This window comes from Pseudomonas sp. JL27(2026) (assembly GCF_056933555.1).
This window is the reverse complement of the sequence record NZ_CM167794.1, coordinates 510,188-526,719: the sequence shown is the minus strand read 5'-3', so window position 1 is coordinate 526,719 and position 16,532 is coordinate 510,188. Positions and strand designations below refer to the sequence as shown.

Annotated in this window: 18 protein-coding genes; 17 read left to right on the top strand and 1 reads right to left on the bottom strand. The window is 62.7% G+C overall.

Annotated elements, in window-relative coordinates; genetic code table 11:
• Positions 1 to 112: 112 nt before the first annotated feature.
• The gene (locus AC1Z1G_RS02425; RefSeq protein WP_483624567.1) at positions 113 to 583 is read left to right on the top strand and encodes a hypothetical protein; all 471 of its coding nucleotides are present in this window, start codon (positions 113 to 115) and stop codon (positions 581 to 583) included.
• Between the two features lie 100 nt (positions 584 to 683).
• Positions 684 to 1,118, top strand: a complete 435-nt coding sequence (gene trxC / locus AC1Z1G_RS02420; RefSeq protein WP_483624565.1) for a thioredoxin TrxC — start codon at positions 684 to 686, stop codon at positions 1,116 to 1,118.
• A gap of 188 nt (positions 1,119 to 1,306) precedes the next feature.
• Here trxC and AC1Z1G_RS02415 read toward each other — a convergent pair whose 3' ends face one another.
• On the bottom strand, positions 1,307 to 2,077 hold the full coding sequence (locus AC1Z1G_RS02415) for a ParA family protein (RefSeq protein ID WP_483624563.1): 771 nt from the start codon (positions 2,075 to 2,077) through the stop codon (positions 1,307 to 1,309).
• 359 nt (positions 2,078 to 2,436) lie between these two features.
• Here AC1Z1G_RS02415 and AC1Z1G_RS02410 point away from each other — a divergent pair, with 359 nt between their 5' ends.
• From AC1Z1G_RS02410 to AC1Z1G_RS02340, 15 genes are all read left to right on the top strand, one after another.
• A complete protein-coding gene (locus tag AC1Z1G_RS02410; RefSeq protein WP_483624562.1) occupies positions 2,437 to 3,156 on the top strand; it encodes a beta-ketoacyl synthase chain length factor in 720 nt (239 codons plus the stop codon).
• Entirely contained in the window at positions 3,132 to 3,944 is an 813-nt protein-coding gene (locus tag AC1Z1G_RS02405; protein ID WP_483624560.1) for a lysophospholipid acyltransferase family protein, read from the top strand. Before AC1Z1G_RS02410 ends, AC1Z1G_RS02405 begins: the two co-directional genes overlap by 25 nt.
• Positions 3,922 to 4,197, top strand: a complete 276-nt coding sequence (locus AC1Z1G_RS02400) for a phosphopantetheine-binding protein (RefSeq protein WP_347903478.1) — start codon at positions 3,922 to 3,924, stop codon at positions 4,195 to 4,197. Before AC1Z1G_RS02405 ends, AC1Z1G_RS02400 begins: the two co-directional genes overlap by 23 nt.
• A gap of 9 nt (positions 4,198 to 4,206) precedes the next feature.
• Positions 4,207 to 4,461 carry an acyl carrier protein gene (locus AC1Z1G_RS02395; RefSeq protein WP_078469483.1) on the top strand — a complete coding sequence of 85 codons (255 nt, stop codon included), beginning with the start codon at positions 4,207 to 4,209 and terminating at the stop codon, positions 4,459 to 4,461.
• Positions 4,458 to 5,003, top strand: coding sequence for a COG4648 family protein (locus tag AC1Z1G_RS02390; protein ID WP_483624558.1), 546 nt, complete (start codon positions 4,458 to 4,460; stop codon positions 5,001 to 5,003). The genes AC1Z1G_RS02395 and AC1Z1G_RS02390 overlap by 4 nt, the downstream gene beginning before the upstream one ends.
• Positions 5,000 to 6,679, top strand: coding sequence for an ApeI family dehydratase (locus tag AC1Z1G_RS02385; RefSeq protein WP_483624556.1), 1,680 nt, complete (start codon positions 5,000 to 5,002; stop codon positions 6,677 to 6,679). Before AC1Z1G_RS02390 ends, AC1Z1G_RS02385 begins: the two co-directional genes overlap by 4 nt.
• Before the next feature lie 125 nt (positions 6,680 to 6,804).
• Entirely contained in the window at positions 6,805 to 7,539 is a 735-nt protein-coding gene (locus AC1Z1G_RS02380) for a glycosyltransferase family 2 protein (RefSeq protein WP_483624555.1), read from the top strand.
• Entirely contained in the window at positions 7,536 to 8,480 is a 945-nt protein-coding gene (locus AC1Z1G_RS02375) for an LpxL/LpxP family acyltransferase (protein ID WP_483624553.1), read from the top strand. The genes AC1Z1G_RS02380 and AC1Z1G_RS02375 overlap by 4 nt, the downstream gene beginning before the upstream one ends.
• Positions 8,461 to 10,005, top strand: coding sequence for an HAL/PAL/TAL family ammonia-lyase (locus AC1Z1G_RS02370; RefSeq protein WP_483624551.1), 1,545 nt, complete (start codon positions 8,461 to 8,463; stop codon positions 10,003 to 10,005). Before AC1Z1G_RS02375 ends, AC1Z1G_RS02370 begins: the two co-directional genes overlap by 20 nt.
• Entirely contained in the window at positions 9,998 to 10,423 is a 426-nt protein-coding gene (locus AC1Z1G_RS02365; protein WP_483624549.1) for an acyl-CoA thioesterase, read from the top strand. Before AC1Z1G_RS02370 ends, AC1Z1G_RS02365 begins: the two co-directional genes overlap by 8 nt.
• Positions 10,420 to 11,058, top strand: coding sequence for an outer membrane lipoprotein carrier protein LolA (locus AC1Z1G_RS02360; protein WP_483624547.1), 639 nt, complete (start codon positions 10,420 to 10,422; stop codon positions 11,056 to 11,058). The genes AC1Z1G_RS02365 and AC1Z1G_RS02360 overlap by 4 nt, the downstream gene beginning before the upstream one ends.
• Positions 11,042 to 13,381: an MMPL family transporter gene (locus tag AC1Z1G_RS02355; RefSeq protein WP_483624545.1), complete on the top strand. Its 2,340-nt coding sequence runs from the start codon at positions 11,042 to 11,044 to the stop codon at positions 13,379 to 13,381. The genes AC1Z1G_RS02360 and AC1Z1G_RS02355 overlap by 17 nt, the downstream gene beginning before the upstream one ends.
• On the top strand, positions 13,378 to 14,538 hold the full coding sequence (locus tag AC1Z1G_RS02350) for a cation:proton antiporter (RefSeq protein ID WP_483624543.1): 1,161 nt from the start codon (positions 13,378 to 13,380) through the stop codon (positions 14,536 to 14,538). The genes AC1Z1G_RS02355 and AC1Z1G_RS02350 overlap by 4 nt, the downstream gene beginning before the upstream one ends.
• Complete coding sequence (locus AC1Z1G_RS02345; protein ID WP_483624541.1) at positions 14,525 to 15,772, top strand: NAD(P)/FAD-dependent oxidoreductase; 1,248 nt, start codon at positions 14,525 to 14,527, stop codon at positions 15,770 to 15,772. The genes AC1Z1G_RS02350 and AC1Z1G_RS02345 overlap by 14 nt, the downstream gene beginning before the upstream one ends.
• Complete coding sequence (locus tag AC1Z1G_RS02340) at positions 15,769 to 16,509, top strand: class I SAM-dependent methyltransferase (RefSeq protein ID WP_483624539.1); 741 nt, start codon at positions 15,769 to 15,771, stop codon at positions 16,507 to 16,509. The genes AC1Z1G_RS02345 and AC1Z1G_RS02340 overlap by 4 nt, the downstream gene beginning before the upstream one ends.
• The last annotated feature ends 23 nt before the right edge of the window (positions 16,510 to 16,532 follow it).

Sequence of the window (16,532 nt, the reverse complement as noted above, 5' to 3'; positions counted from 1 at the left end):
CCGAGCCTGTTTTTAACGCAGCATGATCGACACGCAGGCAGTTCTCGTACAGTGCCTAGCAATCACCGGGCTCAAGAACACCGCAGCAAAGTGAAGAACAGGAATACCGTCGATGACCACCAGCTTCGAGATCGCAGCACGCAACAACGAATTCCCTGAGTACTTCAGAGGCACCGGGCAGTATTTCACCCGAGACCCTGACTGGGGCACCCAGTTGCACATCATCAACTGGCAAGAGCTGTGCGCTTTTCTGAAAACCCATGCCACCCCGGGCCCCACACTCAAACACGCCTTCAGTGAATACTTGAGTACGGTAGAAGCCACACAAGAGGATGCCAGCTCCCTTCTGGAGAACATCGGTTGTTACTACTACATGAGAAAAAAGTCGCCCGCGTTATCCTCGAACGGGTTTGATCTGGTCAGGGACATGACGGATAAAGAAAAGCAGACCCAGTCCCGATTGATGAGGTTTTTACGCAACGAAATGACGACAACGGCCACCCCTCAAGAGCTGCAATTTTTCAACGTGAAGCTCACAAGACTGGTCAGCGATGGCGGCCCCGAAAACATTGAAGACCTTTGACCCGCAGGAAAACCGGCAACCTTGAGTCACGCTGCACACCTTGATAAACAACGTTGCAGGCTCCAGATTGGTTGCATTGCCTGAATTCCGGAGCCCGTCCATGACCGATCCTCTTCTTATCCCCTGCCCTCACTGCAACGGCCTCAACCGCATCCCCGCCGAACGCCTGGGCGATCAGCCCAAGTGCGGGCGCTGCAAAGCCGAGGTGTTGCCGGGCAAACCGTTCGACCTGAAGCAGGGCGACTACGCCAGCCAGATCAAAGGCGATTTGCCGTTGCTGGTGGACGTGTGGGCGGAATGGTGTGGGCCGTGCAAATCGTTCGCTCCGGTGTTCGAACAAGCAGCGCAGCAACTGGCCGGTCAATGCCGTTTGGCCAAGCTGGACAGCGAGGCCAATCAGCAGTTGTCGGCGCAGTTGGGGATCCGCTCGATTCCCAGCCTGATTTTGTTCAAGAACGGCCGGGAAGTAGCGCGCCAGAGCGGCGCCTTCCCGTTACCGCAATTGCTGAGCTGGTTGCGCAGCCAGGGGGTTTGATCACTCGTAAGCAAAGGCTCGGTTCAGGCTTTTGTGGCGAGGGAGCTTGCTCCCGCTCGACTGCGAAGCCGTCGTAAAGTCGACGATTGTGATTTAACAAACAAACCGCATTGTCAGGTTTTAGGACCGCTTCGCGGCCCAGCGCGAGCAAGCTCCCTCGCCACAGGGCGGTATGCGCCCCGGATAGGTCAGGCGCTTTCGAGCAGGTTGTGCAGCTCGACGAATTGCCGGGTCAGTTTGTGCCGTGGGTCGAGGTGGATCAGCGGCATGTTGGCCTGGTGCGATTCGCGCATGCGCACCGAACTGCCTAGGTACACCGGCAGCACCGGCAGGCCTTCGCTGATCAGTTCGTCGAGCATCTGCTGCGGCAGGCTCGCCCGGGCCTGGAACTGGTTGACCACGATGCCTTCGACTTGCAGACCTTCGTTATGGTCGTCCTTGAGTTCTTCGATTTCCGCCAGCAGGCCGTACAGCGCCTGGCGGGAGAAGCTGTCGCAGTCGAACGGGATCAACACCCGGTCTGCCGCAATCAACGCCGAGACCGCATAGAAGTTCAGCGCCGGCGGGGTGTCGAGGTAGATCCGGTCGTAATCCTCGGCCAACTCATCAAGCAGTTTGCGCAGTTTGTTGATCTTGTGTTTGGCCTCAAGCTTGGGCTGCAAGTCCGCCAGCTCGGCCGTGGCAGTGACCACGTGGAGGTTGTCGAACGGGGTTTCGTAGATGTCGACCTGGGTTTTCTTCGAAAACGGTCCCGAAGACAGGGTTTGCTTGAAGAAATCGGCGATGCCCATGGGGATATCGTCGCCGGTCAGGCCCGTCAGGTACTGAGTGGAATTGGCCTGGGCATCGAGGTCCACCAGCAGGGTGCGATAGCCCTCGCTGGCGCTGACCGCCGCCAGATTGCAGGCAATACTGGATTTGCCCACGCCACCTTTCTGATTGAACACCACGCGCCGCATGTCGAAACCTCCGTGTATCAAAGAATGACCGAGTGTAGTAGTCGATGACGCCGGTTAGCTACCTCGATGGTGAACGGACTACGTCGTCAGCGGCAATCGCCGGGAAAGCATGGCGCCGTTCATGCGCCAACAGGTGAATCCACTGGCAGACGGTCTTATCAGAATCCGGATAATGGCCAAACGACAGCTTTTTTGCTGGAAAATGGCAGAAATCGCTGCACAAAATGTAACCAGTGTTTGCTACAAGCCAGCCGCAGCGGGATAATGCGCGTCACTCGGCCACCGCGCCGCGTGTAGTGCCAGCCGCCATTCGACGCGGTTCGCCACGTCAAGGAAGCCCGCAGGGGCGGGATAAATCTGTGATCAACTTCAACATCGCCCAATGGCGCGCATGGGCCCCTGGGCTCGAAAGCGTGGCCGATTGGCAGGCCTGGAGCCGACAACCGGTCGTGCCCGACAGCAGCGATGCCGCCCCCGATGTGTCTTTTTTACCGGCCATGCAGCGCCGCCGTCTCAGCCGCCTCGCGCGGATGGCGTTTTGCGTCGGCTGGCCGTTGGCCGATGGTCGCGAACACCTACCGTTGGTCTTTATTTCACGCCACGGCGAAACCCCGCGCACCCTGGAAATCCTCAGTGACCTGGCGGCCGAACAGCCGTTATCGCCTACCCAGTTCAGCCTGTCGGTGCATAACGCGGTGATCGGCCTGTGGTCGATCATGCGCGGCGAAACCAGTGAAATGACCGCCCTCGCCGCAACCGGCGACGGCCTTGAACACGGCATGCTAGAGGCCGCGGCGCTGCTCAACGAGGGTGCGCCAGCGGTGTTGCTGGTGGTCACCGAAGAGCAACCGCCAGAAGCCTATGCCACCTGGATCGATGACGTGCCGTTCCCCTACGCCGTCGGGTTGTTGCTGACGCCGGGCGACGATTGGCAACTGTCCCTGACCAGCGCCAGCGTCGAAGCGCCCAAAGCCCAGTGGCCCCATGCCCTGAATCTGTTGCGTACGCTACTCAGTGAGCAGACTACCTGCCAACACGCCTGGAAGAACCGAGTATGGAACTGGCAACGCAACCAGTGACCGGCAAACCCCGCGACGCCTACTACTGGCGCTTGTTCGCCACCGCCATGAGCTTTGCGCTGTTTGGCGTCAGCGGGTTGTGTCTGCGGCTGGTGATTTTTCCGTTGCTCAGTTGCCTGCCGGGTGACGCGCGCACGCATCGACAACGGGCGCGGCGGACCGTCAGCCGATTGTTCTGGCTGTTTATCCGCTTCATGGCCCGCACCGGTGTGCTGACCTACGAAGTCGAAGGTGCGGAAAAACTCGGGCGTCCGGGCCAGATGATTGTTGCCAACCACCCGTCGCTGATCGACGTGGTGTTTCTCATTGGCCTGGTGCGCAACGCCAACTGCGTGGTCAAGAAAAGCCTGTGGGAAAACCCCTTCACCCGCGGCCCGGTACGTTCGACCCAATACATCAGCAACGACGGCAGCATGGAGATGCTCGATGCCGCCGCCACGGCGCTGAAAGAAGGCCAGACACTGATCATTTTCCCGGAGGGCACCCGCACCCAACCGGGCCAGGCGCCGGCCTTTCATCGGGGTGGCGCGGCGATTGCGTTGCGCGGTGCCAAAATCATTACACCCGTGGTGATCAAGGTCAGCCCAAGCACCCTGACGAAGGCCGAGCCCTGGTATCGCATTCCCTATCGACGCGTTCACTTCAGTTTTCGCGTCGGGGCCGATATAGACCCACACACCTTTGCCACGCAGGGCCCGCCACCCCAAGCCTCGCGCAAGCTCAACGACTATTTGCACACTTACTTCATTAAGGAGCTCGCCGAAGATGAGCGATCTGAACACTGTTAGCCTGGAGCGGGACATCAAACTGCTGATCATCGATGCCCTGGGCCTCGAAGACATCACCGAACACGACATCGGCAACGAGCAGACGCTCTTCGGGGAAGGCTTGGGCCTGGACTCCGTAGACGCGCTGGAACTGGGCCTGGCGATTCAAAAAAAGTACGGCATCAAGATCGACGCCGACGCCAAGGACACACGCAATCACTTCAGTAACGTGGCGAGCCTTGCGGCGTTCGTCATTGCAAAACAGGCAGCTTGAGACCGGACCATGCAAACTCGTGACGACATTTTCAACACCCTGCGCGATGCCCTGGTCGAACTCTTCGAACTGGAGCCTGAGCGTGTAAGCCTTGAGTCCAACCTGTACCAGGACCTGGAAATCGACAGCATCGATGCCGTCGACCTGATCGACCACATCAAACGCCAGACCGGCAAGAAAATCGCCGCCGAAGAATTCAAGTCGGTGCGCACCGTCAACGACGTGGTCGAGGCGGTCTACCGTCTGGTCCAGCCGGCCGCATGAGCCGTCTGATCGGCCTCGGCCTGCTGCTGGCGGGCCTGTTGTACCCCTTCGCGGTGTATTTCGGCATGGAGCACTTTGCGCCGTGGCAGTTCGGCCTGCTGTTGGGCGGGCTGTGGCTGGCCCGCGCACTGACTGGCGGGCGTCGTCCCGGCAGCCTGTGGATGGCGGTCGCGGCGATCGGGTTTTGCCTGTTGCTGGCACTGTTCGATAACCCGCTGTTGCTGCGCTGGTACCCGGTGCTGATCAGCAGCTTCATGCTCGGGCTGTTTGGCCTGAGCCTGAAATACGGCCCGCCGGTGGCCGAACGGCTGGCACGTCTGAGCGAGCCGGTGCTGCCGGAAAAAGCCATTCGCTACACCCGCCAGGTGACGATTGCCTGGAGTGTTTTTTTCTTCTGTAACGGCTTGCTCGCCGCCGCCCTGACCCTTTGGGCCCCGCTGAGCTGGTGGACGTTGTACAACGGCCTGATCGCCTACGGGTTGATGGGTCTGCTGTTTGCCATTGAATGGCTCTTACGACAAAGGGTACGAGGCCGCCCATGAATTGGATATCACTTGAGCACCTATTGCTCAAGGCTCAACCGGATCGCACCGTCACGGCGGACCCGGCGCTCAATCACGTCGACCTGTGCAAGCAGGCCCTGCGCCTCGCCGCCGGCCTGCAAGCCCAAGGTGTGACACGCATCGCCGTGCACCTGGAAGACGCCGCAGAACTGGCGATTGCCCTGCTCGGCGCCTGGCGTGCCGGGGTCAGCGTGCTGCTGCCCGCCGACTTGCAAAGCCAGACCCGCCAGCGCTGGTCGCCCCATGTCGACCTGTGGCTGACCGATCAGGCCGATGACGCGCACCTGGCCGATTTCCAGCACGCGCCGCTTACCGCCGCCGAACTGGACCTGGATCTATGCCGCCTGAGCCTGTGCACCTCGGGCTCCAGCGGCGAACCCAAGCGGATCGAGAAAACCCTGCGCCAGATGGCCAACGAGGTTCAGGCGCTGGAGCACCTGTGGGGCGCCGACCTGGGCGAGGCCTGCATCATTGGCAGCGTGGGCACTCAACATATCTACGGCCTGCTGTTCCGGGTGCTGTGGCCGCTGTGCGCCGGGCGTGTGTTTGTCCGCAAGCAACTGGCGTTCCCGGAAGACCTGCAACGCGCCAGCCGCGAGTACCCGCAGTTCGCCTGGGTTGCCAGCCCGGCGTTGCTCAAGCGCATGGGCGATAACCTCGACTGGCCGGCCATGAGCCGCGTACGCCGAGTGTTTTCCTCGGGCGGCGCATTGCCGACCGATGCCGCACAAAGCCTGCATAAGCGTTTGGCGCAGTGGCCGACCGAGATTCTCGGCAGCTCGGAAACCGGTGGCATTGCCTGGCGTCAGGGCGCCAGCCTTTGGCAGCCGTTTGCCGACGTGGTGCTGACTCAGGACAGCGACGGCGCCTTGTGCATCGCTTCGCCCTACTTGCCCAGCGGTCACATCGAACACACCGCCGACGCGGCGCGTATCGCTGCCGATGGCCGTTTCGAACTGCTCGGGCGGCTGGACCGGATCGTCAAACTGGAAGAAAAACGTATCTCGCTACCGATGCTCGAACAGGCGTTGATGGCTCACGACTGGGTCGCCGAAACGCGCCTCGGGGTGGTGCAGGAAAACCGTGCGTCGCTGGGTGCCTTGCTGGTGCTCAGCGAACAAGGCCTGCATGCGCTGCGCAATCAGGGCCGACGCGCGCTGACTCAGGAACTGCGTCAGCACCTGAGCCAGCATTGCGAAGCCCTCGCCCTACCCCGGCGCTGGCGCTTGCTGCGACAACTGCCGCTGAACGCCCAGGGCAAGTTGCCACAAGCCGAGGTCGAAGCCCTGCTGCTGGCACCGCGCCCACAAGCACCCGAGGTGCTGGAGCAAGTCGAAACCGACGGCGAATGGAACCTGTATCTATCGATCCCGCCGGACTTGGCCTACTTCAGCGGCCACTTCCCGCAGACCCCGGTGCTGCCGGGCGTGGTGCAGGTCGACTGGGCGCTGCACCTGGGGCAACAGATGCTCGATTTACCTGCCCGGTTTGCCGGCATGGAAGTGCTGAAGTTCCAGCAACTGGTGCGCCCCGGCGACCAGGTTCAACTGCACCTGCGCTTCGACCGCGAACGCGGCAAGCTGTACTTCGCCTATCGCAACGACACCGCCGCCTGTTCCAGTGGGCGGATTTTGCTGGAGGCCGCCCATGCATAACCTGTGGCGAGGGAGCTTGCTCCCGCTGGGCTGCGCAGCAGCCCTAAAAAACATAATGGCGAGCGCTACGCACTCGAACGGGAGCAAGCTCCCTCGCCACATGGGGTCAAGCGAGGCTTCAGATCATGCATAACCCCTGCGCCGTCATTCCGGTCTATAACCACGAAACCGCCGTGCCTGCCGTGGTCGAAGCGCTGCTCGCCAGCGGCTTGCCATGCGTGCTGGTGGATGACGCCAGCAGCCCGGCATGCGCGGCGGTGCTGGAACAACTGGCTACGCGTGAAAACATCTATCTGGTGAAACTCGCAGTCAATCAGGGCAAGGGCGGAGCGGTCATGGCCGGCCTGCGCGAAGCGTCGCGCCTGGGCTTCAGCCACGCGCTGCAAGTGGACGCCGATGGCCAGCATGATCTGCGTGACGTCGAGGCCTTTATCGACGCCTCGAAGGTCCATCCCGAAGCGCTGATCTGCGGTTATCCGCAATACGATGCCAGCGTACCGAAGGGCCGCTTGTATGCGCGCTACCTGACCCACGTATGGGTCTGGATCAACAGCCTGTCGTTGCAGATTCCCGATTCGATGTGCGGCTTTCGCGTGTACCCGCTGCCGCCGACCCTGGCGCTGATCAACTCGGTGAAGCTCGGCAAACGCATGGACTTCGACCCGGAGATCCTGGTGCGCCTGTCCTGGCGCAATCAGCCGATGCGCTGGCTGCCGACCCAGGTTCACTACCCGCAGGATGGCCTGTCGCACTTCCGCCTGTTTCACGACAACGCACTGATCTCGAGCATGCACACGCGCCTGTTCTTCGGCATGTTGCTGCGCCTGCCGATGATCCTTTGGCGACGGTGGCAGGCATGAGTCGCGAGCAGGGTTCAAAACACTGGGCCAAACATGAGGAACGCGGCAGTTTCTGGTTGATGAAACTCACCGCGTTCGGCGTCAAGGTCCTCGGCCGCCGAGTGCTGAGCCCAGTGCTGCACGGCATCGTTCTGTACTTTTTCCTGTTCGGCCGCACCGCCCGCCGCAGTGCCTGGCAGTACCAGCAACGCCTGGCCGACTGGAGTGGCCGCAGCGATTTGCGCCCGACCCGCTGGCGCGTGTTCGGCCAGTTCATGGCGTTTGCCGATGCGCTGCTGGACAAGCTCGACGTGTGGAACGGCAAGCTGAGCATCAACCAGATCGAAATCGTCGACCCGGCGCAACTGCGTCATCAACTGCGCGGCGAACGCGGGCAGATGCTGGTGGGCGCCCACCTGGGCAACCTTGAAGTGTGCCGGGCACTGGCCGAACTCGGCGAGCAAGTGACGATGAACGTGCTGGTGCACACCAAGCACGCCGAACGGTTCAACCGTCTGCTGGGCGAAGCGGGCGCAACCAATCTGCGACTGATCCAGGTCAGCGAGCTGGACCCGGCGATCATGCTGCAACTGAGCCAACGGCTGGACCGTGGCGAGTGGCTGGCGATTGCCGGCGACCGCGTACCGCTGCACGGCGGGCGCAATGTGCGGGTGGACTTCCTCGGTCATCCGGCGGCGTTTCCCCAAGGGCCGTGGCTGTTGGCCGGCCTGCTGAAATGCCCGGTCAATCTGCTGCTGTGCCTGAAGAACAATGGCCGCTATCGCGTGATCCTCGAACCGTTCACCGACGCGGTGGTCTGGAAACGCAGCGACCGCGAGCAAGTCATTGCCCAGTGGACCGCACGCTACGCCGAACGCCTGGGCCAGTACTGCCTTGAAGCGCCCCAACAATGGTTCAATTTCTACCCTTTCTGGAAGACCGATGACGACGCATCTGCTTGAGCCGGTAACCTTCGGCGAACTCCCTCTGCGCATCGAAGACGTGCTGGCCCTGGCCAACCGTCAGGTGCCTGTGCAGCTGCAAAACGACAGCGAGTACCGCGAGCGCATTGCCAAGGGCGCACGCTTCCTCGATTCCTTGCTGGACAAGGAAGGCGTGATCTACGGCGTGACCACCGGTTACGGCGACTCTTGCGTGGTCGCGGTGCCGCTGCACCACGTCGAGGCGCTGCCGCGTCATCTCTACACGTTCCACGGTTGCGGCCTGGGTAAACTGCTCGACGCCCAGGCCACCCGTGCGGTGCTGGCGGCGCGTTTGCAGTCGCTGTGCCACGGCGTTTCCGGTGTGCGCGTGGAGTTGCTGGAACGCCTGCATGCGTTCCTTGAACACGACATCCTGCCGCTGATCCCCGAAGAAGGTTCGGTGGGCGCCAGCGGTGATCTGACGCCGCTGTCGTACGTGGCCGCGACCTTGTCCGGCGAACGCGAAGTACTGTTCAAAGGCGAACGTCGCCTGTCGGCCGATGTGCACCGCGAACTCGGCTGGGCTCCGCTGGTGCTGCGTCCCAAGGAAGCGCTGGCGTTGATGAACGGCACTGCCGTGATGACCGGCCTCGCGTGCCTGGCCTTCGCACGCGCCGATTACCTGCTGCAACTGGCCACGCGCATCACCGCGCTGAACGTGGTGGCGCTGCAAGGCAACCCGGAGCATTTCGACGAACGCCTGTTCGCCGCCAAACCGCACCCAGGCCAGATGCAAGTGGCTGCCTGGCTGCGCAAGGACCTGGCAATCGACGCGCCGACCGCGCCGCTGCATCGCCTGCAAGACCGTTATTCCCTGCGCTGCGCCCCCCATGTGCTCGGTGTGTTGGCCGACAGCCTGAATTGGCTGCGTTCGTTCATCGAGATCGAACTCAACAGCGCCAACGACAACCCGATCATCGATGCTGAAGCCGAGCGTGTGCTGCACGGCGGGCACTTCTACGGCGGGCACATTGCCTTCGCCATGGACAGCCTGAAGAACCTCGTGGCCAACGTCGCCGACCTGCTCGATCGGCAACTCGCGCTGCTGGTGGACGAGCGTTACAACCACGGTTTGCCGAGCAACCTGTCGGGCGCAACCGCCGAGCGGGCGATGCTCAATCACGGCTTCAAGGCGGTGCAGATCGGCACCAGCGCCTGGACCGCCGAAGCCCTGAAAAACACCATGCCGGCCAGCGTGTTCTCGCGCTCCACCGAGTGCCATAACCAGGACAAGGTCAGCATGGGCACCATCGCCGCCCGCGATGCGATCCGTGTGCTGGAGCTGACCGAACAAGTTGCCGCCGCGACCCTGCTGGCGGCCAATCAAGGAGTCTGGTTGCGCAGTCAGGCAGAAGACGCCCGCCCATTGCCACCGGCACTGGCGCAGATGCACGCAGCACTGGCCAAGGACTTCCCGCCGGTCATCGAAGACCGCGCCCTGGAAGGCGAACTGCGCCTGTGCCTGCAACGTATCGCCGAGCAACACTGGAGGCTGCATGCGTAGCAAGGGAGTGCTGCACGCCGACACGCAAATCCTCGTGCCGTTTTTCGACGTCGACACCATGCACGTGGTTTGGCACGGCCACTACGTGAAGTACCTGGAAGTCGCGCGTTGTGCCCTGCTCGACAAGCTCGGCCACAACTACAACGCGATGCTCGACTCCGGCTACGCGTGGCCGGTGATCGACCTGCAATTGCGCTACGTACGCGGCGCCGTGTTCGGCCAGACGCTCAACGTGCGCGCCAGCCTGGTGGAATGGGAGAACCGCTTGAAGATCAATTACCTGATCAGCGACCTGGCCACCGGCGAACGCCTGACCCGCGCCTGCTCGGTGCAAGTTGCCGTGGAGATCGCCAGCCGCGAGATGCAACTGGCGTCACCGAAAGTGTTTGTCGATGCCGTTGAAAGGATGCTGCCATGACTCCCAAATGCCGACTGGGGCGCTACTCTGTGGCGAGCGGCTACAGGATCGTGGTGGCGCTGTTCGCGTTGCTGGGCTTTTCATCCCTGGCACAGGCCTTTGACCTGCAACAACTGAGCGATCAGTTGGCCAGACCCAGCGTAATCCACGGCCGTTTCATTCAGGAAAAACACCTGCGAGCCCTGCCGCAACCGCTGACCAGCAAAGGCACCTTCGTGCTGGCCAAGGACCACGGCTTGCTCTGGCTGCTCAAGACACCGTTGCAACAGGATTACCGCATCAGCGCCAAAGGCATTGCCCGGCGTGACGGCGATCACTGGCAACCGGTGCCGAACAAGAGCGCCGGGGCCGAGCAGAACCGCTTGTTCCTCGCGGTGCTGCAAGGTGACAGCAGCGGCCTGCAACGGGATTTCGAGCTGTCGCTGAGCGGTGACGCCCAAAACTGGAAACTCACATTGACGCCGCGTTCCCTGCTGCTCAAGCAGGTCTTCAACCAGATCAACATCGACGGCGGTGAACTGGTGCAACGCATCGAACTGCTGGAAACCCAGGGCGACAGCACCGTGCTGCGCATGCAGGACAGCACCAGCGCCCAGCCTTTGAGTGATGCGGAGCAACATGACTTTGCCGAGTGAACGGATGCTTCCACGGCTGTTCCTGATCCTGCTGGTGGCGGTGCTCGCGCTCGCTGGCTGGCAATGGCGTGACGGCGCACCGCTGTCGGCCAACCTGATGGAACTGGTGCCCGGCACCGCGCCCGACCCGCTGGAACTGCGCGCCGAACAACGCATGCAGGAACCGCTGAACCGCGAAATGCTGGTGCTGGTCGGCCATGCCGACCGCCAGCAAGCCATCGCCATGGCCCAGACACTGGGCGAGCAATGGCAGGCCAGCGGCTTGTTCGAGAAGGTCCAATGGAACCTGCACGCCGACTTGCCGGCGTTGCGCACACAGTTGCTCAACGGCCGACTGGCGATGTTGTCGGCCGCCGATCGACAGCAACTGATCGAACACCCCCAGGCGTTTATCCAGCAGCGCGTGCAAGCGCTGTTCGACCCCTTTACCGGTTTCAGCCTGGTGCCGAGCCAGGACGACTGGCTCGGCCTGACCGGACGTATCCAGAACAGCCAGCCGCAACGCGGCTCGGTGCAGTTGGACATTGGCAGCGGCGCGTTGATCGCCGACGCCGACGGCAAGAGCTGGGTGCTGTTGCGGGCGCGCACGCAGGGCAATGCCTTTGACATGCAACTGCCGCTGCAAGTCGCCGAGTTGCTCAAGCACAGCCGCGAACAGGCCGCCCACAGCGACGTGCAATTGCTCGCGGCCAGCGGCCTGCTGTACGCGGCCAACGGTCAGCAGCAAGCGACCCGGGAAATCACCTGGGTGGGCGGTGGCGCTACCGTCGGCATTCTGTTGCTGCTGTTGCTGGCGTTCCGCCGTGTACGGGTGCTGCTGGCCTTCGTTCCGGTGCTGGTCGGCATGCTGTTTGGCGCCGTGGCCTGCGTCGCGCTGTTCGGCCACATGCACGTGATGACCCTGGTGCTGGGCTCGAGCCTGATCGGTGTGGCAGTCGATTACCCACTGCATTACCTGTCCAAGAGCTGGAGCCTGAAACCCTGGCACAGCTGGCCGGCGTTGCGCCTGACCTTGCCGGGGCTGACCCTGAGCCTGGCCACCAGTTGCATCGGCTACCTGGCCCTGGCCTGGACACCGTTCCCGGCACTGACCCAAATCGCGGTGTTCTCCGCTGCCGGACTGCTCGGCGCGTACCTGTCGGCGGTGTGCCTGCTGCCAGCGCTGCTCAAGGGCGCGAACCTGCAACCGGCGCAATGGCCGCTGCGGGTCGCCGAGTTCTTGCTGAACGTGCGCGAAGCACTGCTCAAGCACGTGCGCAGTCCGATCCTGCTGGCGCTGCTCATTGCCTTCTGCGCGGGCGGCCTGTGGCAGCTCACCACCAAAAACGACATTCGCCAGTGGGTCGGCGCGCCGCCGCAACTGATGAACGAAGCCCAGACGATTGCGCGCATCACCGGCTATCAGCCCACCAGCCAATTCTTCCTGGTGCGCGCGGCCAACCAGCAACAACTGCTGGAACGTCAGAGCGCCCTGAGCGAACGCCTGGACCAACTGGTCAGCCTGGACAAACTCCAGGGTTTTCTGGCGCTCAATCAACTGGTCAACCTGCCCACCCAGCAACAACAGGTGCGCGATGCGTTGAGCACACTGCCGCAATTCTGGCAGCCGCTGCTGGACCTTGGCGTCCCGCAGGCGGCGCTGGACGCCGAGCTGGCGCACCTGCAAGCGCTGCCGACCGAAGACATCGACGCCGCGCTGGTCGGTCCGTTGGCCGAACCCTGGCGCGCGTTGTGGCTGGGGGCCACCGACGAAGGTGTGGCCGCGATGGTCAGCCTGCAAGGTTTGAACGACGCCGCGCTGTTGCGAATTCAGGCGCTGGACCTGCCGGGTGTGCAACTGATCGACCGCCTCGGTGACCTGAACGCGGTGTTTGCCGCCACACAAATCAGCGCCGCGGAATTGAAACTGGCGTCCTGCGTACTGATCGTCCTGCTGCTGATTCTGCCCTTCGGTTTCGGCGGCGCGCTGCGCATCGTCGCCCTGCCGTTGCTGGCGGCGCTGTGCAGCCTGGCCAGCCTCGGCTGGCTGGGTCAGCCGCTGACGCTGTTCAGCCTGTTCGGCCTGCTGCTGGTGACGGCCATCAGCGTCGACTACGCCATCCTCATGCGTGAACAGGTCGGGGGCGCGGCGGTGAGCCTGCTCGGGACGTTGCTGGCGGCGCTGACCACCTGGCTGTCGTTCGGTCTGCTGGCGATTTCCAGCACCCCGGCGGTGAGCAACTTCGGCCTGTCAGTGAGCCTGGGCCTCGCCTTCAGCTTCATCCTCGCGCCATGGGCCGGGCGTCAGGTGCACGCTGCACCGGTTGCGGAGCCGGCAGCATGATGATTGCGCTGTTTTGGCTACTGGCCCTGGCGTTGTTCGCCTTGGCGACACGGGTTGGCCGTTACGTTGGCTTGATCCCGATTGTCAGCCAGTTGCTGCTGGCGACCTTCGGCCTGCCGTTGTTGATGTACTTCTGGATCGAGCCGCACTGGCAGTTAAGCGGGGCTGAGCTGGTTTCGCCCCAGTGGTTGAAAAACCTCTACAGCCTGAGTTTTGCCCTGCTGCTGGGGCATATTCTCAGTGATGTGATCGACCTGAAGCTGGACCGCCAGAGCCTGAAAATCGCGCTGCCGAGCTTTTGCATTCCGTTCGCCTGCGGGCTCGCCACCGCTGTGTGGCTGCTGCCGAGCCAGCCGTGGCTGAGCTCGCTGGCGGTGGGATTGTTGTTCGCGATCACCGCAATTCCGGTGCTCTACCTGTACCTGCGGCATATCGACTACCCACCCGCCGCCACCCGGCGCCTGGTGCAGACCGCAATCCTTATCGACCTGACCTGCTGGAGCCTGTTCGCCATCGCCCAGGGCAGCCTGCACCTGAGCAGCCTGCTGTTGCCACTGGCCGGTGCCTGCCTGCCGTTGCTGCTGCGCCTGCTGGGGTTGCGCCAACCGTTGCTGCACAGCCTGGGCTTTTTCGGGCTGCTGGTGGTGGCCGAGCATTACAAACTCAACGCGCTGATTCTCGGTATCGGCTACCTGCTGTGCATGGCCGCCCTCAAGCTGCCGTTCATGCTGCCGTTACAGGCAGCCTGGATGCACCGCTTACAGACCAGCGTCGCTATCCCGCTGATCCTGACGTTCGGCATTGTGCAGATCAATGTGCACAGCGCCATGAGCAGCCTTAGCTGGGTGCAACTGGGCGCACTGCTGCTGTTGCCGGTGGCCAGCAAACTGCTGGGTAACTGGCTGGGCCTGGGTTGGGCCGGAGCGTCCTTTGCCGGCGCCAGCCGCTGGCGCGAAAGCCTGCTGCTGAACATTCGCGGGTTGAGCGAGATCGTCTTTCTCAACCTGCTGCTGCAACAAGGGCTGATCAGCCCTGCGCTGTACTTCGCGCTGATGCTGATGGGCCTGATCGCAACTTTGCTGCCGGCATTGGCCGGCATCCACCCAATCCCCTTACACATCGCCGCCCCGGCAAGGAGCCCCAGTGCCAACAGTTGAAATGGAACGTCGCCAGGTTATCGTCGTCGGCGCCGGCCCATCGGGGGCCATTGCGGCCGCGTTGCTCAAGCGCAAAGGTCATGACGTGCTCATTATCGAGCGCCAGCATTTCCCACGGTTTTCCATCGGTGAAAGCCTGCTGTCCCATTGCCTGGATTTCGTTGAAGAAGCCGGCATGCTCGACGCGGTGAACGCCGCCGGGTTCCAGTTGAAAACCGGCGCCGCCTTCGCTTGGGGCGAGCGTTACAGCGCCTTCGATTTCGGCGACACGTTCAGCAACGGCAAGCCGACCACCTTCCAGGTGCAGCGCGGCGACTTCGACAAACTGCTGGCCGATCAAGCAGCGCTGCAAGGCGTGGAAATCCGCTACGGCGAAGAAATCATCGGGGCCGATTTCGACCTGCCGAAGCCGCAACTCAGCGCCCGTCGTGAAGACGGCAGCGAGTACCGCATCGAAGCCGATTTCGTGCTCGACGCCAGCGGTTACGGGCGTGTTCTGCCGCGTCTGCTGGACCTCGAAGCACCCTCGAATTTCCCGGTGCGCCAAGCCGTGTTCACCCACGTCGAAGACCGCATCGACTGCACGCACTTCGAGCGTGAAAAGATCCTCGTCACCACCCACCCGTTGCACCGCGATATCTGGTTCTGGACCATCCCGTTCAGTAACGGGCGCTGCTCGGTGGGCGTGGTCGCGGCGGCGGAACACTTTGAAGGCCGCACCGAGAACCTCGACGAATGCCTGCGCGGCTTCATCGCTGAAACGCCGAGCCTGGCCGGTGTACTGGAAAACGCCGTGTGGGACACCCCTGCGCGGACCATCGGCGGTTACTCGGCCAACGTCAAAACCCTGCACGGCCCAGGCTTTGCCCTGCTCGGCAATGCTGCCGAATTCCTCGACCCGGTGTTCTCCTCCGGTGTGACCATCGCCATGCGTTCGGCGAGCATGGCCGCTGGCGTGCTGCACCGTCAGCTGAGCGGCGAAAGCGTCGACTGGCAGCGCGAGTTTGCCGAGCCGCTGAAGCGCGGCGTCGACACCTTCCGCTGCTACGTCGAAGGCTGGTACGCCGGAACCTTCCAGGACGTGATCTTCCATCCGGGCAGCTCGCCGGACATCCGTCGGATGATCAGTTCGATCCTCGCCGGTTACGCCTGGGATGAGCGCAACCCGTTTGTCAGCGAACCCAAGCGACGCCTGCGCATGCTGTCGGAAATCTGCGCGAGCGATGCCCCATGAACCTCGGTGAGCAGCCCTACCTCAGCGACAGCTACGTCGAGGAAACCCGCTTCGGCTTCTGGTTTCTGCGCAGCCACACCTGGCAACACCACGTGTTGCGCGTAGCGATCAACGACCTGCGCAGCCTGTTCAGCGAAACACCGCCAAGCCATCCAGTGCTGCTGGACGCCGGGTGCGGCCAGGGTAAATCGTTCCAGTACTTGCGCCAGGTGTTCGCCCCACAGCGCCTGATCGGCCTGGACGCCGACCCTCACAGCCTGACCCTCAGCGCTGAAGAGGCTCAACGCCAGGGCATGACGGTAGAGTTGATCGGCAGCGATTGCGCCACCCTCGCCGTGCCCGATGCGAGCGTCGACCTGCTGTTCTGTCACCAGACGTTCCACCACCTGGTGGAGCAGGAACAGGCCCTGGCCGAGTTCTTCCGGGTACTCAAGCCGGGCGGCTACCTGCTGTTCGCCGAGTCCACTGAAGCGTACATCGACACCTGGGTGATCCGCTGGCTGTTCCGCCACCCGATGCACGTGCAAAAAAGTGCCGCCGGTTACTTGCAGATGCTGCGCGAGCAGGGTTTCGAGTTCGGCCCGCAAAACGTGTCCTACCCTTATTTATGGTGGAGCCGTTCGAAGGATTTCGGGCTGCTCGAACGCTTCGGCTTGCGCCGTCCAAAACCCTTTGGCCAGCGGGAAGAAACATTGGTCAATGTGGTCGCGCGCAAACCCCTTGAAGGTGCTGAGTGATGTCTAGCGCTCCCACAGGGACT

Excerpts from the sequence above, each read along its gene's own strand:
- AC1Z1G_RS02390 (WP_483624558.1), top strand. The coding sequence starts at position 4,458 with ATGAGCCGTCTGATCGGCCTCGGCCTGCTGCTGGCGGGCCTGTTGTAC.
- AC1Z1G_RS02405 (WP_483624560.1), top strand. The coding sequence starts at position 3,132 with ATGGAACTGGCAACGCAACCAGTGACCGGCAAACCCCGCGACGCCTAC.
- AC1Z1G_RS02340 (WP_483624539.1), top strand. The coding sequence starts at position 15,769 with ATGAACCTCGGTGAGCAGCCCTACCTCAGCGACAGCTACGTCGAGGAA.
- trxC (WP_483624565.1), top strand. The coding sequence starts at position 684 with ATGACCGATCCTCTTCTTATCCCCTGCCCTCACTGCAACGGCCTCAAC.
- AC1Z1G_RS02385 (WP_483624556.1), top strand. The coding sequence starts at position 5,000 with ATGAATTGGATATCACTTGAGCACCTATTGCTCAAGGCTCAACCGGAT.
- AC1Z1G_RS02375 (WP_483624553.1), top strand. The coding sequence starts at position 7,536 with ATGAGTCGCGAGCAGGGTTCAAAACACTGGGCCAAACATGAGGAACGC.
- AC1Z1G_RS02425 (WP_483624567.1), top strand. The coding sequence starts at position 113 with ATGACCACCAGCTTCGAGATCGCAGCACGCAACAACGAATTCCCTGAG.
- AC1Z1G_RS02365 (WP_483624549.1), top strand. The coding sequence starts at position 9,998 with ATGCGTAGCAAGGGAGTGCTGCACGCCGACACGCAAATCCTCGTGCCG.
- AC1Z1G_RS02350 (WP_483624543.1), top strand. The coding sequence starts at position 13,378 with ATGATGATTGCGCTGTTTTGGCTACTGGCCCTGGCGTTGTTCGCCTTG.
- AC1Z1G_RS02380 (WP_483624555.1), top strand. The coding sequence starts at position 6,805 with ATGCATAACCCCTGCGCCGTCATTCCGGTCTATAACCACGAAACCGCC.
- AC1Z1G_RS02370 (WP_483624551.1), top strand. The coding sequence starts at position 8,461 with ATGACGACGCATCTGCTTGAGCCGGTAACCTTCGGCGAACTCCCTCTG.
- AC1Z1G_RS02400 (WP_347903478.1), top strand. The coding sequence starts at position 3,922 with ATGAGCGATCTGAACACTGTTAGCCTGGAGCGGGACATCAAACTGCTG.
- AC1Z1G_RS02415 (WP_483624563.1), bottom strand. The coding sequence starts at position 2,077 with ATGCGGCGCGTGGTGTTCAATCAGAAAGGTGGCGTGGGCAAATCCAGT.
- AC1Z1G_RS02360 (WP_483624547.1), top strand. The coding sequence starts at position 10,420 with ATGACTCCCAAATGCCGACTGGGGCGCTACTCTGTGGCGAGCGGCTAC.
- AC1Z1G_RS02355 (WP_483624545.1), top strand. The coding sequence starts at position 11,042 with ATGACTTTGCCGAGTGAACGGATGCTTCCACGGCTGTTCCTGATCCTG.
- AC1Z1G_RS02395 (WP_078469483.1), top strand. The coding sequence starts at position 4,207 with ATGCAAACTCGTGACGACATTTTCAACACCCTGCGCGATGCCCTGGTC.